The 14,332-nt window shown below is 63.8% G+C and carries 12 protein-coding genes; 10 read left to right on the top strand and 2 right to left on the bottom strand.

The genetic code is table 11. The annotated features are described in order from the left end of the window. Positions 1 to 31: 31 nt before the first annotated feature. The 9 genes from U7114_RS02275 to U7114_RS02235 all read left to right on the top strand — a co-directional run bounded on the left by U7114_RS02275 (position 32) and on the right by U7114_RS02235 (position 10,607). On the top strand, positions 32 to 436 hold the full coding sequence (locus U7114_RS02275) for a tautomerase family protein (RefSeq protein ID WP_323056461.1): 405 nt from the start codon (positions 32 to 34) through the stop codon (positions 434 to 436). Positions 437 to 652: 216 nt separating this feature from the next. Continuing rightward, positions 653 to 1,657 carry a 5-dehydro-2-deoxygluconokinase gene (iolC, locus tag U7114_RS02270; RefSeq protein ID WP_321215423.1) on the top strand — a complete coding sequence of 335 codons (1,005 nt, stop codon included), beginning with the start codon at positions 653 to 655 and terminating at the stop codon, positions 1,655 to 1,657. Next, the gene (locus U7114_RS02265) at positions 1,654 to 2,604 is read left to right on the top strand and encodes a deoxyribose-phosphate aldolase (RefSeq protein ID WP_323056460.1); all 951 of its coding nucleotides are present in this window, start codon (positions 1,654 to 1,656) and stop codon (positions 2,602 to 2,604) included. Before iolC ends, U7114_RS02265 begins: the two co-directional genes overlap by 4 nt. 40 nt (positions 2,605 to 2,644) lie before the next feature. Beyond that, positions 2,645 to 4,573 (top strand): 3D-(3,5/4)-trihydroxycyclohexane-1,2-dione acylhydrolase (decyclizing), encoded by a 1,929-nt coding sequence (gene iolD / locus U7114_RS02260; RefSeq protein WP_157239015.1) that lies wholly within the window; start codon positions 2,645 to 2,647, stop codon positions 4,571 to 4,573. Between the two features lie 41 nt (positions 4,574 to 4,614). Then, the gene (locus U7114_RS02255; protein ID WP_157239014.1) at positions 4,615 to 6,123 is read left to right on the top strand and encodes a CoA-acylating methylmalonate-semialdehyde dehydrogenase; all 1,509 of its coding nucleotides are present in this window, start codon (positions 4,615 to 4,617) and stop codon (positions 6,121 to 6,123) included. Between the two features lie 95 nt (positions 6,124 to 6,218). Further along, positions 6,219 to 7,130 carry a sugar phosphate isomerase/epimerase gene (locus tag U7114_RS02250; RefSeq protein ID WP_321215425.1) on the top strand — a complete coding sequence of 304 codons (912 nt, stop codon included), beginning with the start codon at positions 6,219 to 6,221 and terminating at the stop codon, positions 7,128 to 7,130. Between the two features lie 45 nt (positions 7,131 to 7,175). Beyond that, positions 7,176 to 8,189: a Gfo/Idh/MocA family oxidoreductase gene (locus tag U7114_RS02245; RefSeq protein WP_321215426.1), complete on the top strand. Its 1,014-nt coding sequence runs from the start codon at positions 7,176 to 7,178 to the stop codon at positions 8,187 to 8,189. A gap of 76 nt (positions 8,190 to 8,265) precedes the next feature. Continuing rightward, positions 8,266 to 9,138: a sugar phosphate isomerase/epimerase gene (locus U7114_RS02240; protein WP_323056459.1), complete on the top strand. Its 873-nt coding sequence runs from the start codon at positions 8,266 to 8,268 to the stop codon at positions 9,136 to 9,138. An 11-nt stretch (positions 9,139 to 9,149) separates the two neighbouring features. Then, on the top strand, positions 9,150 to 10,607 hold the full coding sequence (locus tag U7114_RS02235; RefSeq protein ID WP_416235534.1) for a sugar porter family MFS transporter: 1,458 nt from the start codon (positions 9,150 to 9,152) through the stop codon (positions 10,605 to 10,607). 222 nt (positions 10,608 to 10,829) lie between these two features. On the opposite strand, the gene U7114_RS02230 is transcribed toward U7114_RS02235, so the two are convergent. After that, on the bottom strand, positions 10,830 to 11,849 hold the full coding sequence (locus U7114_RS02230) for a sugar phosphate isomerase/epimerase family protein (RefSeq protein WP_157239010.1): 1,020 nt from the start codon (positions 11,847 to 11,849) through the stop codon (positions 10,830 to 10,832). After that, the gene (locus tag U7114_RS02225) at positions 11,846 to 13,024 is read right to left on the bottom strand and encodes a Gfo/Idh/MocA family protein (RefSeq protein ID WP_157239009.1); all 1,179 of its coding nucleotides are present in this window, start codon (positions 13,022 to 13,024) and stop codon (positions 11,846 to 11,848) included. The genes U7114_RS02230 and U7114_RS02225 overlap by 4 nt, the downstream gene beginning before the upstream one ends. Before the next feature lie 151 nt (positions 13,025 to 13,175). On the opposite strand from U7114_RS02225, the gene U7114_RS02220 reads away from it, so the two are divergent. Then, positions 13,176 to 14,216, top strand: a complete 1,041-nt coding sequence (locus tag U7114_RS02220) for a LacI family DNA-binding transcriptional regulator (RefSeq protein ID WP_323056458.1) — start codon at positions 13,176 to 13,178, stop codon at positions 14,214 to 14,216. The last annotated feature ends 116 nt before the right edge of the window (positions 14,217 to 14,332 follow it).

Below are 14,332 nucleotides of genomic sequence, written 5' to 3'. Positions count from 1 at the left end.
TATGTCAGTACAAACTTTCAAAGGAGAGACAGTGCCACTCGTTCGTATCGATGTAAATCTGGGCCGCAGCCGGGAGGACCTGCAGCAGTTGAGCCGGGGAATCCACGACACCATCCTTGCTGAATACGGCATCCCGGAGCGCGACTACTTCCACATCCTCACCGAGCATCCCGCCGGGCAGATCTTTGCCCAGGATGCCGGACTCGGTTTTGAGCGGACAAGTGGTGTGGTGATGATCCAGATCTTCACCCAGGGCGGACGGTCGCAGGAGGCAAAGCAGCGCCTCTTTGCCGCCGTGGCGGACAAGCTCGCTGGGGTGGGGATCGCCGGCGAGGACGTGTTCATTGGCTACGTGGAGAACACCGCCGGCGACTGGTCCTTCGGCTTTGGCCGCGCCCAGTACGTTACCGGCGAGCTGGCTGTACCCCGGAAGTAGGGCGTCGTCTTCTGCTCGCGGGACCCTTCCGGCTCCCCCTGGGGAGCCCAAAACTGCCGCTATGGCAACTTGTAAACATGTCAGTACAAACCTTTGACAGGACATTGATTCTAGGGCAAAGTAGTGGGTGTGACCCCGCTCATGGAGGGGCCAGCCAGGCACCGGAGCTCTAGCTGTTTGAGGTAAGAGTTCAAACTAGAAAGGTCCGCAAACACCGTGACCCACGAACTGCTCACGATCGGGCGCATCAGCGTTGATATCTACCCGAACGACATTGGGGTGGACCTGGAGGACGTGACGTCCTTCGGCAAGTACCTCGGCGGATCGCCGTCGAACGTTGCGGTAGCGGCCGCCCGGCATGGCCGCCGGACCGGGGTGATTACCCGTACCGGTGACGACGCTTTCGGCAAGTACCTCCACAGGGAACTGAAGAAGTTCAACGTTGACGACGCCTTCGTCACCCCGGTCAGGGAATGGCCCACCGCGGTGACGTTCTGTGCGATCAAGCCGGCTACGGACGAGTTCCCGCTCTACTTTTACGGGCGTTTCCCTACCGCCCCGGATCTGCAGATCAAGGCCGAAGAGCTTGACCTGGACGCTATCCGCGACGCGCGGATCTTCTGGTCCACCGTGACCGGCCTGTGCCAGGAGCCCAGCCGAAGCGCGCACATTGCCGCTCATGAGGCCCGCCCGCGCGCCGGCCTCAAGGAAGGCCAGTTCACCATCCTGGACCTGGACTATCGGCCCATGTTCTGGGCCTCCGAAGAGGAAGCCCGGGAACAGATCGGCCGGATCCTGCCGCACGTGACCGTGGCCATTGGCAACGACAAGGAATGCGCGGTGGCCGTTGGGGAGGGGACGCCTGATGAGCAGGCTGACCGGCTGCTGGCAGCCGGTGTTGAGATTGCCGTCGTGAAGCTTGGCGCCGAGGGTGTGATGGCCAAGACCCGCACGGAGCGTGTTGTTTCTGCGCCGGTACCGGTGGAAACCGTCAACGGCCTGGGTGCCGGCGATTCCTTCGGCGGCGCCTTCTGCCACGGCCTGCTCTCGGGCTGGCCGCTTGCCCGGGTCCTGGATTATGCCAACGCCGCAGGTGCGATCGTCGCGTCCCGGCTTTCCTGCGCCGACGCGATGCCGACGCCGGAGGAGGTCACCTCGCTGCTTGCCGAACGCGGCCGCCTGGTTCCTGGTCAGTTTGCCACCGAAGGAGCAGCGCTGTGACCCTCACCCCCCTCGCCTCGAACAATGCCCTGGACGACGACCCCCGCCGTTATGCCCACTTGAGCACCATCCGGCTTGAAGACCCGGACGCCATAGCCCGGGCCGCGAAGGCGCGGCGCCGCCACCCCGGCCTGAAATACGGCAAGCAGAACTTCATTGTGGCTGCGGACCACCCCGCGCGCGGCGCCCTCGCCGTCGGTTCGGATCCCGTGGCCATGGCAGACCGCCGGCAGTTGCTGGACCGGCTGCAGATTGCGCTGGCCAACCCGGCCGTGGACGGTGTGCTTGCCTCGCCGGACATCATGGACGACCTGCTCCTGCTGGGTGCGCTGGACGGAAAACTCGTTTTTGGCTCGATGAACCGCGGCGGGCTCGCGGGCCTGGTCAACGAATTCGATGACCGTTTCACCGGGCACACGGCTGCTGCCCTGGAAGCTCTTGGTGCCGATGGCGGCAAGATGCTGACGCGCATCTGCCTGGGGGACCCGGATACGGTCGTCACCCTCGAGGCAACGGCCAAGGCCATCGATTCGCTTGCCGAGCGTAAGCTGACCGCCATGGTGGAGCCGTTCCTGTCGGTCCGGGAAAACGGCCGCGTCCGGAACGACCTCTCAACGGACGCCGTGATCAAGTCCATCGCCATCGCCGAGGGTCTGGGCTCCACCAGTGCCTACACGTGGATGAAGCTTCCCGTTGTTGCAAACATGGAACGGGTCATGGCAGCTACCACCATGCCCACCGTCCTGCTGGGCGGGGACCCGGACAGCAGCCAGGACGAGGTCTTCGCAAGCTGGCAGGCAGCCCTCGCGCTGCCCGGGGTGCAGGGTCTCACAGTGGGACGGACCCTCCTGTACCCGGCCGACGGCGATGTTTCCGGCGCCGTTGCCACCGCCGCCTCGCTGCTGAACCACACCACCCCAAACCGAACCGAAGAAGTATCGGAGTAGCCTCCCCATGGGAACAACATCAGGAACTGCAACGCGCAGAATGACGGTCGCCCAGGCCGTGGTGGAATACCTTTCCAAGCAGTACACGGTGGACTCCGTTGGCGGCGTTGAGTACCGCGAGCGGCTGATTCCGGGGACCTTTGGCATCTTCGGGCACGGGAACGTGGCCGGTGTGGGCCAGGCGCTGAAGCAGTACCAGCAGCTGGACCCGGCCATCATGCCCTACTACCAGGGCCGGAACGAGCAGGCCCAGGTGCACCAGGCCGTGGGGTATGCCCGGCACACCCGCCGCCGACAGACCTTCGCGGTCAGCACCTCGATCGGTCCGGGTTCCTCGAACCTGCTGACCGGTGCCGCCCTGGCCACCACGAACCGGCTGCCGGTGCTGCTGCTGCCGTCCGACACGTTCGCCACCCGTGCCGCGGATCCGGTGCTGCAGCAGCTGGAGCAGCCTTACGCGTACGACCTGACCGTGAACGATGCGTTCCGGCCGCTGTCCAAGTTCTTTGACCGGGTGACCCGGCCGGAGCAGCTGTTCTCCGCGTTCCACCACGGCCTGCGCGTCCTGACGGACCCGGCAGAGACCGGCGCGGTGACCATTTCGCTGCCGCAGGATGTCCAGGCCGAGGCGTTTGACGTGCCTGCGGAGTTCCTGGCCGAGCGGGAGTGGCGGATCCGCCGCCCGGACGCGGACGACGACGACATCGCCCGCGCCGCAGCGGCGATCCGTGCCGCGAAGCGCCCGCTGATCATCGCCGGCGGCGGCGTCCTGTACGCCTACGCCAACGACGAACTCGCGAAGCTCGTGGAGCTGACGGGCATCCCGGTGGGCAACACGCAGGCGGGCGTCGGCGTCCTGCCCTGGGACCACACGTTCTCCCTGGGGGCGATTGGTTCCACGGGGACGACGGCGGCGAACGCCATCGCTGCCGAGGCGGACCTGATCATCGGCATCGGCACCCGGTACGAGGACTTCACCACCGCGTCCCGCACGGCCTTCCAGAACCCGGACGTACGGTTCGTCAACATCAACGTCGCCCCGATCGACGCGTACAAGCACGGCACCACGCTGCCGATCGTGGCCGACGCCCGCAAGGCACTGGTGAAGCTCAACGCAGCTTTGGGTGGCTACCGGGTGGGTGCGGACCTGGAACAGAAAATCAAGGCTGAGAAGAAGCGCTGGGACGCCACCGTGGACGAGGCCTTCGACACGCGCTATACCCCGCTGCCGGCGCAGAACGAGATCATCGGCGCAACCTCCCGGGCCATGGACGCGCAGGATGTTGTGATCTGTGCGGCCGGTTCCCTGCCCGGTGACCTGCACAAGATGTGGCGGGTCCGGGACCCGTTCGGCTACCACGTGGAATACGCGTACTCCTGCATGGGCTACGAAATCCCGGGCGGCCTCGGCGTCAAGCGCGCGGCGCTGGCGGAAGCCGCCAAAGGCGGAACCCGGCGCGACGTCGTCGTCATGGTGGGGGACGGCTCCTACCTGATGATGCACACCGAACTGGTCACCGCCGTCGCCGAACGCATCAAACTGATCGTGGTGCTGATCCAGAACCACGGCTACGCCTCCATCGGCTCGCTCTCCGAGATGCTCGGCTCACAGCGTTTCGGCACCCAGTACCGGGCCCTGGACGAAGAACAGCACAGCTTCGACGAAGGCGAGACCCTGCCCGTGGACCTGGCCCTGAACGCCGAGTCCCTGGGCGTGAAGGTCATCCGGATCGAACCGGGGGAGAAGGTCATCGCCGAACTCGAACAGGCCATCCGCGACGCCAAGGCCGCCCCGGAACGCGGCGGCCCCATCCTGATCCACGTCGAATCCGACCCGCTGCTGGACGCCCCGTCCTCCGAGTCCTGGTGGGACGTTCCCGTCTCCCAGGTATCAGAACTGGACTCGACGAAAGCGGCCTACCAGACCTACACCGACCACAAAGCCCGCCAGCGCAAACTGCTCGGCTGACACTCCACCCCGGCACAGCCACAGACCAAGGAAGTCCACACATGTCAACGACGACCACCACTGTCATCAACCACTTCATCAACGGCGCCGAGACCGCCGGCGAGGGCGACCGCACCACCAACGTCTACAACCCGGCCACCGGCCAGGTCAGCGCAGAGCTGCGGCTGGCGAACCGGGCGGACCTAAACGCCACCGTTGCGGCCGCCCGCAAGGCCGCCGATACCTGGGGCGACATCTCCCTGGCCAAGCGCACCGCCGTGCTGTTCAAGTTCCGCGAGCTCGTCGCCTCACACATCGATGAGCTCGCCCAGCTGATCACGGCCGAGCACGGCAAGGTCCTCTCCGACGCCAAGGGCGAGATCGGCCGCGGCCTGGAAGTCATCGAATACGCGTGCGGCATCCCCACCCTGCTCAAGGGCGACTACTCGGACCAGGTGTCCACCGGCATCGACGTCTTCAACTTCCGCGAACCCCTTGGCGTGGTCGCCGGCATCACCCCGTTCAACTTCCCGGTGATGGTCCCGCTGTGGATGGCCCCGATGGCGATCGCCACCGGCAACGCGTTCATCCTCAAGCCCTCCGAACGCGACCCCTCCGCCTCCATGCTCCTGGCCAAGCTCTGGAAGCAGGCCGGCCTGCCCGACGGCGTGTTCCAGGTCCTGCACGGCGACAAGGAAACCGTGGACGGGCTCCTGACCCACCCGGACGTGGACGGCATCTCCTTCGTCGGCTCCACCCCGATCGCCCAGTACGTCCACGAGACTGCCACCAAGCACGGCAAGCGCGTCCAGGCCCTGGGCGGGGCGAAGAACCACGCCATCGTCATGCCCGACGCCGACCTGGACAACGCCGCGGACCACCTCGCCGCCGCCGCGTTCGGCTCCGCCGGCGAACGCTGCATGGCCATCTCCGTCGCCGTCGCCGTCGCGGACGCAGCCGACCTGATCGTCAAGAAGGTCGAAGAACGCGCCCTGGCCGTGAAGGTCAACAACGGCACCGAGCCCGACGCCGAAATGGGCCCGGTGATCACCCCCGCTTCCAAGGAACGCATCGTCCGGATCGTCACCGAAGCCGAACAGGCCGGCGCCGCCATGGTCGTTGACGGCCGCGACCTCGTGGTCCCCGGCCACGAGGACGGCTTCTGGGTGGGCCCCACCGTCATCGACCACGTCAGGACCGAAATGACCGCCTACACCGAGGAAATCTTCGGACCGGTCCTCGTCGTGGTCCGCGTTGACAGCCTCGAGGACGGCATCAACCTCATCAACGCCAACCCGTACGGCAACGGCACCGCCATCTTCACCTCCTCCGGCGCCGCAGCCCGCAAGTTCCAGCGCTCGGTGACCGTCGGCATGATCGGCATCAACGTGCCCCTGCCCGTTCCCGTGGCTTACCACTCCTTCGGCGGCTGGAAGGCATCCCTCTTTGGCGACAAGCACATCTACGGCCCCGAGGGCGTCTCCTTCTACACCCGCGGCAAAGTGGTCACCTCACGCTGGCCCGAAACCCACCACGCCTCCGGCGCCTCCTACAACTTCCCGTCCAACTAGTCCCCACCCCGACAACCACCATCGACTGCTCCGTACCCGCCGTTTTGAGCGTCCAAAAAGACACCTGCGGAGCAATCGATGAGGAGGAACGCACAATGACTGAGAACAAACTGATCATCGGCACGGCGCCGGACTCCTGGGGCGTCTGGTTCCCGGACGACCCCAAGCAGACGCCGTGGGAACGGTTCCTCGACGAGGTTGCCGAATCCGGCTACAAGTGGATCGAACTGGGCCCTTACGGGTACCTTCCCACCGACCCCGCGCGGCTGGCCGAGGAGCTCAAGCAGCGCGACCTCAAGATCTCCGCCGGTACTGTGTTCACCGCTTTCCACCGCGGACTGGACCAGTGGGAAACCGCGTGGGAGCCCGCCCGGAAGGTTGCCGAACTGACTGCAGCCATGGGCGGCGAGCACATCGTGGTCATCCCTGCCATGTGGCGCGACGACGTTACCGGCGAGGCAGTGGAAAGCGGCACCCTGAACGACAAGGCCTGGGGCGACCTCTTCGAGGGCCACAACCGCCTGGGCAAGACGCTCCTGGAGGACTTCGGCCTGAAGCAGCAGTTCCACTCCCACGCGGATTCCCACGTGGGAGCCCAGGAGGACATCGAAACCTTGCTGGCTGCGACTGACCCGAAGTATGTGAACCTTTGCCTGGATACGGGCCATGCCGAGTACTGCGGCGCATCAAGCCTGGAGCTCATCAAGAACTACCCGGACCGGATCGGCTACCTGCACCTGAAGCAGATCAACCCGGAGATCCTCAAGAAGGTCAACGAGGAAAACATGACCTGGGCTGCCGCCAACCTGGCAGGCGTTATGACCGAGCCGCCGAACGGCCTGCCCGACCTCCGCGCCGTAATCGAAGCGGTCGAGGGCCTCAACCGCCCCATCTTCGGCATCGTGGAGCAGGACATGTACCCGGTGGACTTCGACGTGCCCATGCCGATCGCCAAGCGCACCCGCAACTACCTGCTGTCCTGCGGTTCCCGAACCACCGTCAACTGACAACAAGACAGCCCGCATCCGTTACAGACACAGAAGGACGAAACAATGACTCAAAACCTCCGCGTCGCCGTCATCGGCGCCGGGCGCATGGGCGCCGACCACATCCAGCGGCTCAACACCCGCATCCACGGTGCCGAGGTTGCCGCCGTCGTCGACGTTGACCTGGCCCGTGCCCAGGCGGCCGTTGAAGGCATTCCGGGAGCCGTTGCCCTTGCTGACGCCGAGGAAGCGCTCAACAACGGCGACGTCAATGCAGTACTCATTGCCACCCCTGGTTTCCTGCACGAGGACATCCTGCTCAAGGCCGTTGCCAAGGACATCCCCATCCTTTGCGAGAAGCCGCTGACCCCGGATGCCGAGTCCTCCTGGAAGATCGTCCAGGCCGAGGTTGCACTGGGGCACAAGCGCATCCAGGTCGGCTTCATGCGCCGGTTCGACGCCGAATATGCAGCCCTTGGCCAGATCATCCGGAACCACGAACTGGGTGAACTGCTGATGCTGCACCACCAGCACCGCAACCCCACCACGCCGGCCGGCTTCACCAATGAGATGCTGATCAACGACTCCGTTGTGCACGAGTTCGACGCCATCAGGTACTTCACTGGCGAGGAGATCACCAGCGTCCAGGTCCGCCTGGGCAAGGCGACCAAGAACGCGCCCGCGGGCCAGCACGACCCCCAGCACGTCCTGCTCGAGACCGAGTCGGGTGTCCTGGCCGACGTCGAAATCTACGTGAATGCCAAGTTCGGCTACGAAGTGGCCACCCAGGCTTCCTTCGAAGAGGGCATCGTCAGCATCGGAGGAGACAAGGGTCCCTACACCCGGAGCGCCGGCCACTGGGGCGGCAACGTCACCCCCGGCTTCGAGGAGCGTTTCGGTGCGGCATACGACGTCGAAATCCAGTCATGGGTGGACGCGGCACTTAAGGGCGAGATCGGCGGTCCCACGGCCTGGGACGGTTACGCCACCGCAGCCTGCTGTGAAGCAGGCGTCGAGGCGCAGAAGAACGGCGAAAAGGTGGCCGTGAAGCTTGCCCCCAAGCCGGACCTCTACAAGTAGGACAGAAAGGGGATGGAGCGATCCGTCCCCTTTTCCGTCTCCAACCCTTTACCGATCCACAACGGAGTGTTTTTTCGTGAAAATCGCACTTGACCCTACGCCCTTCCACCACTCGCACAGCCTGCTCGAGTTCCCAAAGGTGGTTGCGGACCTCGGCTACAAGTACATGCAGATGACCCCGCACGCGGACTTCATCCCCTTCTACAACCACCCCAAGGCCGATGACGAACTGGTGGGTCAGCTCAGCAAGGCCTGCCGGGACGCGGGGATTGAGATTGCGTCCGTGCTGCCGGTCCTCCGATGGTCAGGACCGGACGAGGATGCCCGCGAAGCAGCAGTCCGCTACTGGAAGCGGGTCATCCAGATCACGGTCGACCTCGGCGTCGGCACCATCAACACGGAGTTCAGCGGAAGGCCGGAGAAGGCCGAGGAGTCCGAGCGGGCCTTCTACCGTTCCATGGAGGAACTCCTGCCGATCATTGAACGCGAGGGCCTCGACCTGCTGATCGACCCGCACCCGGACGACTTTGTGGAGGAAGGCCTGGCAGCGATCCGGGTGATCAGGGGGCTGAACTCAAAGAACGTAGGCCTGGTCTACGTCGCCTCGCACAGCTTCCACATGAAGAACGCTCCACTGGACATCATGCGGGCAGCGGGGGACAAGCTGCGGCTGGTCCATGTCGCCGACACCATGAACCACCACGCCTCGCACGGGCTTCGGTACATCACCAACCCGCCGGGCAATCCCGTCCGCGTGCACCAGCACCTGAAGATCGGTGACGGCGACGTGAACTGGGATGAATTCTTCGGCGGACTCAAGGAAATCGGCTTCCTGGACCGGGATGACACTGTAATGGTCTCCAGCGTTTTTGCGGAGGACGAGAAGGCTGATGAGGTTTCCCGGTACCAGCTGGAGACGATGAAGGCCTACATCGCCAAGGCGAAGTAGTGGAAACGCGGATGGAACACAGCAAAGGAATCTTAACGGAGCCCGAAGCCCCGGACGCGGCTATCGGCGGAGGAGCACCTGCAAAGGCCTATCAATCCGATCCGAAAAAGTTCATGCGGAAGGTGGCGCTGTTCTCCACCTTCGGCGGCCTGCTTTTTGGCTACGACACCGGAGTCATCAACGGCGCCCTCCCATTCATGCAGCGCGACCTTGGCCTTACACCGCTGACCGAAGGACTCGTGACATCGACGCTCCTGTTCGGTGCAGCCTTTGGCGCCATCAGTGCCGGCCGTCTGTCTGACCGTTTCGGCAGACGCAGAACCATCATGGGGCTGGCGCTGATCTTCGTCGTCGCCACCATCTTCTGCACCATCTCGCCCAGCACTGAACTACTGATAGCGGCCAGGACCCTGCTGGGGCTCGCCGTGGGCGGCGCGTCGGTAATCGTGCCCGTGTACCTTGCGGAGATGTCGCCGGCGGCCCAGCGTGGCCGCATCGTCACGCAGAACGAACTGATGATCGTCACAGGCCAGTTCATCGCCTTCACGTTCAATGCCGTCCTGGGCAACGCCTTCCCGGAAGAGGCCAACATTTGGCGGTGGATGCTCGTGATCGCTACGTTGCCGGCTGTGGTGCTGTGGTTTGGGATGCTGGTCCTGCCGGAAAGCCCGCGCTGGCTGGCGTCTGCCGGCCGGTTCGGTGCTGTTCTGGAAGTATTGCGCTCCACCCGCGCTGCCGGGGACGTGTCGGCGGAGTTCGACGAAGTGCGGCAGGCGGCCCGCGAGGACTACCAGGCCAGACTCGGAACGGTCAAGGACCTTACCGTTCCCTGGATCCGCAGGATCTTCGTGGTGGGTCTCGGCATGGCGATCATTAACCAGATCAGCGGCGTCAACGCGATCATGTACTACGGAACGTCCATCCTGTCTTCATCAGGATTCGGCGACCAGGGCGCACTGATCGCAAACGTTCTCAACGGCATCACCTCCGTAGTGGCCGTCGTTATAGGCATGTACCTGATGTCGCGTGTGCCTCGCAAACCCATGCTAATTGTGGGACTTTGCGGCACAGCCACATCCCTGCTGGCCATCGCGATGATCTCTCTGGCCCTGCCGGAAAGCACCCTTCGCGGCTACCTGGTATTGCTGTTCATGGTGACGTTCCTGGCCTCTATGCAGGGCTGCATCGGCACCGTGACCTGGCTGACCATGTCCGAGATCTTCCCGATGCATGTCCGCGGCGTCGCCATGGGAATCTGCGTTTTTGTCTTGTGGATGGTCAACTTTCTCATCGGCTTCTTCTTCCCGCAGATGGTTTCGTGGATCGGAGTATCGGCTACCTTCCTCATCTTCGTGGCACTGCAGATCTGCGCGATCGCGTGGGTCAAGCGGGTGGTACCGGAAACGAAGGACAAGTCGCTTGAGGAGCTCGAACACCTCTTCAAAGAGCGTTCCGGCATGAACGCCTAATCCCTCCAACGCAAGGCACACTCCGTGCCAAAAGAAGCGCCCGACGCCGGCTGGCGTCGGGCGCTTTTCACGTTTTGGAAGCGGGCCAAAGCCAGGATATCGGCGACACGCCGCCGCTTATGGCCGACATTCAGGACAACCCCGCCGGGAAAGACAGCAGAAAGACAGCAGGAGGAGCGGCGCTGTGCGCCACCCCTCCTGCTGTGCGGGTTTGTTGTGCGATCAGGCCGTCAGTTTCAACGATGCCGAGAGCGCTGCGTCTGCGTCCAGGAGAACCCTGGCCGCAACTTCCAGCCCTTCGATACGGCCCAGTTCGACATCTTCGTGTTCGATGTTGACGAGCATGTTCGGGTCGACGTCGTGGAGGGCGCGGAGGAACTCGGCCCAGTAGGCGGTGTCGTGCCCCTTGCCCAGCGCGACAAAGTCCCAAGCTGCAGGCCTGGGCCATTCGTTAGCCCACTCGTCGCCGCCGAGGTTCGTCCGGTGTTCTTCCGGGGAGAGCCGTCGGAACCGGTTGTCCAAAACACCGTAGAGTGCGGCGGTTTCTTTGTTGATCCGTACATCCTTCGCCGCGGCCTGGAAGACCAGCGGCCCCAATTCGCGGACAACGGTTATGGGGTCCATCTGCTGCCAGAACAGGTGGGAGGCGTCCAGTTCCACACCGATGTGTGTCGCTCCGGTCAGCTCCACGAGCTTATGCACGTCGGCCGGGTTGAAGACCAGGTTCTGCGGGTGCAGCTCCAGGGCAACCTTCACACCGTACTCCCGGGCCAGTTGGTCTGTTTCCTTCCAGAATCTGGCAGCCACGCCCCACTGGTAGTCCAGAACGTCCAGGGCGGCTGAGTTCCAGGCGTTGACGATCCAGTTGGTGACGGTGGCGCCGGGCTCTCCGCCGGGCAACCCTGACATTGTGACCACCCGGTTCTGCCCAAGGCGGTGCGCGAGGCGAATGGAACGGCGGATGTCTTCGGCATGCTTCTCGCCGATCTCGCGCTTGGGATGCAGGGGGTTGCCGTTGCAGTTCAGGCCGGCGATTGACACCCCGGTACCCTCGAAGATCGCCAGGAAGTCATCGCGGGCTGCGTCACTTTCCAGGATCTGGTCCATGGCGGGCACGTGGACCGCAGGCAGGAACCCGCCGGTGTTGATTTCGATCCCGGTGAGGCCGAGGTCGGCGATGACCTTCAATGCCTCGGGAAGGGGCCGGTCATGCAGGATCGCGTTATAGACACCCAGTTTCATAGCGAAATCTTCTTTCCGTTGTTGAGGGCGGACTCGGTGACGGCGCCGAGCAGTTCCATGTTGCGGACGCCCTCGTCGAAGGTGGCACACCGGGGGAGGGACTCTGCTTCGCTGATGCCGGCAACCTCTTCGAGGAATGCCCGTGCCTGGTAGCCGAACGCATCGTTTTGACCGAAGCCCACTTCCGGGGCGTCCATGGCGAGGCCGCCGGCGATGTAGGGGTGGCCTGGGCCGAGGATGACCTGCCGGTAGCCGTTTTCGTTGCCGGAGTCGTCGTTGAGGAAGAGCTGGATCTCGGACGGCCGGCGCTGGTCGAACTTGGCGGCGCCGTTTTCGCAAAACACCTCGAACTGCAGGCTGTTGGCGTGGCCGGCGGCAACGCGGGAGACTTCGAAGCTTCCCGCGCCGACGGCAAACTCTGCGTTGAAGGCTGCGTAGTCGTCGTTCTCGACGGCTTCGAAGGTGTCGCTGACGGCCACGTGGTCATGGCCCATCACTGCGGCCAGCGGCAGCGGACGCTTGCCGATGACGGTGCTGAGCTGTCCGCCGGAGATGGATTGAATATCGCCGCAGAGGAACTCAGAGACGTAAGCCAGATGGGACCCGACGTCGGCAAGGGCACCTGAACCTGCGCCACCCTTGTACCGCCAGCTCATGGGGGCGAAGGGGCTGAAGCCATAGTCGGTCCAGTACCGGCCGCTGAAATGCAGGACGTTGCCGAGAACCCCGTTCCGGATGAGGTTGCGAATGTAGGCGATGCCCGGTGTACGGCGGAAGGTGAAGCCAATGCGGGCGATGCTGGACGCATTTCGGGCGGCGTCGGCCATTGCGCGGGCATCGTCCATCGAATCACTCAGGGGCTTTTCGCACAGCACGTGCTTGCCGGCGGCCAGCAAACCCTCAACAACCTCGCGGTGGAGGGAATTGGCGATGACCACGCTGACCACGTCGATGTCATCGGCTTCAGCGATTGCCTGCCATGAGGTGTCGTTACGCTCGTACCCGAATCGGCGGGCGGCCAGGGAACCGAATTCAGCATTGACGTCGCCGATGGAAACCAGGCGCACCGGAGGAAGCGTCGGGCTGTACAGGGCGGATGCCGTCCGGTACGCGGCAGCGTGCGCCTTGCCTGCCATGCCTGCGCCGATGACTGCTACACCGAGGCTTTCAGCCATTGATTTCTCCTTTGAAATTCAGCCGCAGCGGAATCGCCAGCGGCATTTTGTAGCGCTACAATTTTTACGCTGACCTTGAGCGTATCCATGTCCATATGTCCTGTCAATTGTTCGCCGGGATATTCTCAACCGAGAGAAGAAAGGCATTTCCATGACGCGTGATCGCCTCAAAAACCGGCGCCCCACCATCTATGACGTGGCCAAGCATGCGGGAGTCTCGCCATCGCTGGTTTCGCTGGTGCTGCAGAATCCGGTGCGCGTTAGCGAGAAGCGCCGCAATGCAGTGCAGGCGGCGATCTCGGAACTTGGCTACCGTCCCAGCCGGGCAGCCACGACGCTAGCCAGCAGCCGGACAAAGAGCATAGGACTTGTCATAGATGACTACCGGAACCTTTGGTTTGTCGATCTGCTGCGGGGTATGGAATCCGTGCTGACGGAGGGTGGCTACCAGGTGATGCTGGCCGATTCCCGCCCTGGCGCAAACCGTATCAGCGAGGCTGTGGACGGACTGCTGGCCATGCACGTTGATGGCCTGGTAATTGCTGCCGAGCCCACTTTGTCCATGCTGACCGGTGCGGGGGTGCCCACTATCGTGGCAGGCTGGCGAAACGGGGTGCCTGAGGGCATGGACCTGGTAACGAATGATGACGACGCCGGGGGCGCCATGGCCGCCGCCCACCTATTGGACCTCGGACACACCAGGATCGGGCACCTGTCCGGGTCCGGTGGTGCCGCTGCCCACCGAAGGGCCGGCTTTACTGGGCATCTCCGGGAGGCTGGTGTCGAGGTTTGCGTCGTCGGGGAGGCAGGGGGCACGTCTGAAGAGGACGGTTACGAATCGGCACGCTGGCTGCTGGAGCACCATCCGGACACGACTGCCATTTTTGCAGCAAACGACACCATGGCAGTGGGCGCCCTCGGGGCCATCAGGGTCCGCGGACTGTCGGTCCCGCATGAGATTTCCGTCATCGGATACGACAACTCACAACTGGCCAAGTCGCGGTACCTGGACATCACCTCCGTGGATAATCGCAGTGATCTTGTGGGTATTGAGGTCGCGCGCCGTCTGCTGGCCAGGCTTGAGGATCCTGCCGCCGTACCTCAGCGGACCCTGATCGATCCTGCCCTGATGGTCCGCTCGACTACAGCCACTGCGCCGTCCTCAAGCGCCCAACCATCTTCTTTGAAGTAAAAACATACTAATGTCAGGACAAAGTCTTGACATGAGTGATCCCGATCACCCATGATCTCTGTAGAGGGCCTCGAGTTCCTGCAGAGAGGCAGGGCCGCAACCCTTATCAAAGGAGA

This window comes from Pseudarthrobacter sp. C1, assembly GCF_034720455.1.
Taxonomy (GTDB): Bacteria; Actinomycetota; Actinomycetes; order Actinomycetales; family Micrococcaceae; genus Arthrobacter.
This window is presented reverse-complemented; position numbering and strand designations above follow the sequence as displayed.

What these genes read in the sequence shown, in the direction of transcription:
- iolD (WP_157239015.1), top strand. Translation starts at nt 2,645, where the DNA reads ATGACGGTCGCCCAGGCCGTGGTGGAATACCTTTCCAAGCAGTACACG.
- U7114_RS02255 (WP_157239014.1), top strand. Translation starts at nt 4,615, where the DNA reads ATGTCAACGACGACCACCACTGTCATCAACCACTTCATCAACGGCGCC.
- U7114_RS02250 (WP_321215425.1), top strand. Translation starts at nt 6,219, where the DNA reads ATGACTGAGAACAAACTGATCATCGGCACGGCGCCGGACTCCTGGGGC.
- U7114_RS02245 (WP_321215426.1), top strand. Translation starts at nt 7,176, where the DNA reads ATGACTCAAAACCTCCGCGTCGCCGTCATCGGCGCCGGGCGCATGGGC.
- U7114_RS02235 (WP_416235534.1), top strand. Translation starts at nt 9,150, where the DNA reads ATGGAACACAGCAAAGGAATCTTAACGGAGCCCGAAGCCCCGGACGCG.
- U7114_RS02230 (WP_157239010.1), bottom strand. Translation starts at nt 11,849, where the DNA reads ATGAAACTGGGTGTCTATAACGCGATCCTGCATGACCGGCCCCTTCCC.
- U7114_RS02225 (WP_157239009.1), bottom strand. Translation starts at nt 13,024, where the DNA reads ATGGCTGAAAGCCTCGGTGTAGCAGTCATCGGCGCAGGCATGGCAGGC.
- U7114_RS02220 (WP_323056458.1), top strand. Translation starts at nt 13,176, where the DNA reads ATGACGCGTGATCGCCTCAAAAACCGGCGCCCCACCATCTATGACGTG.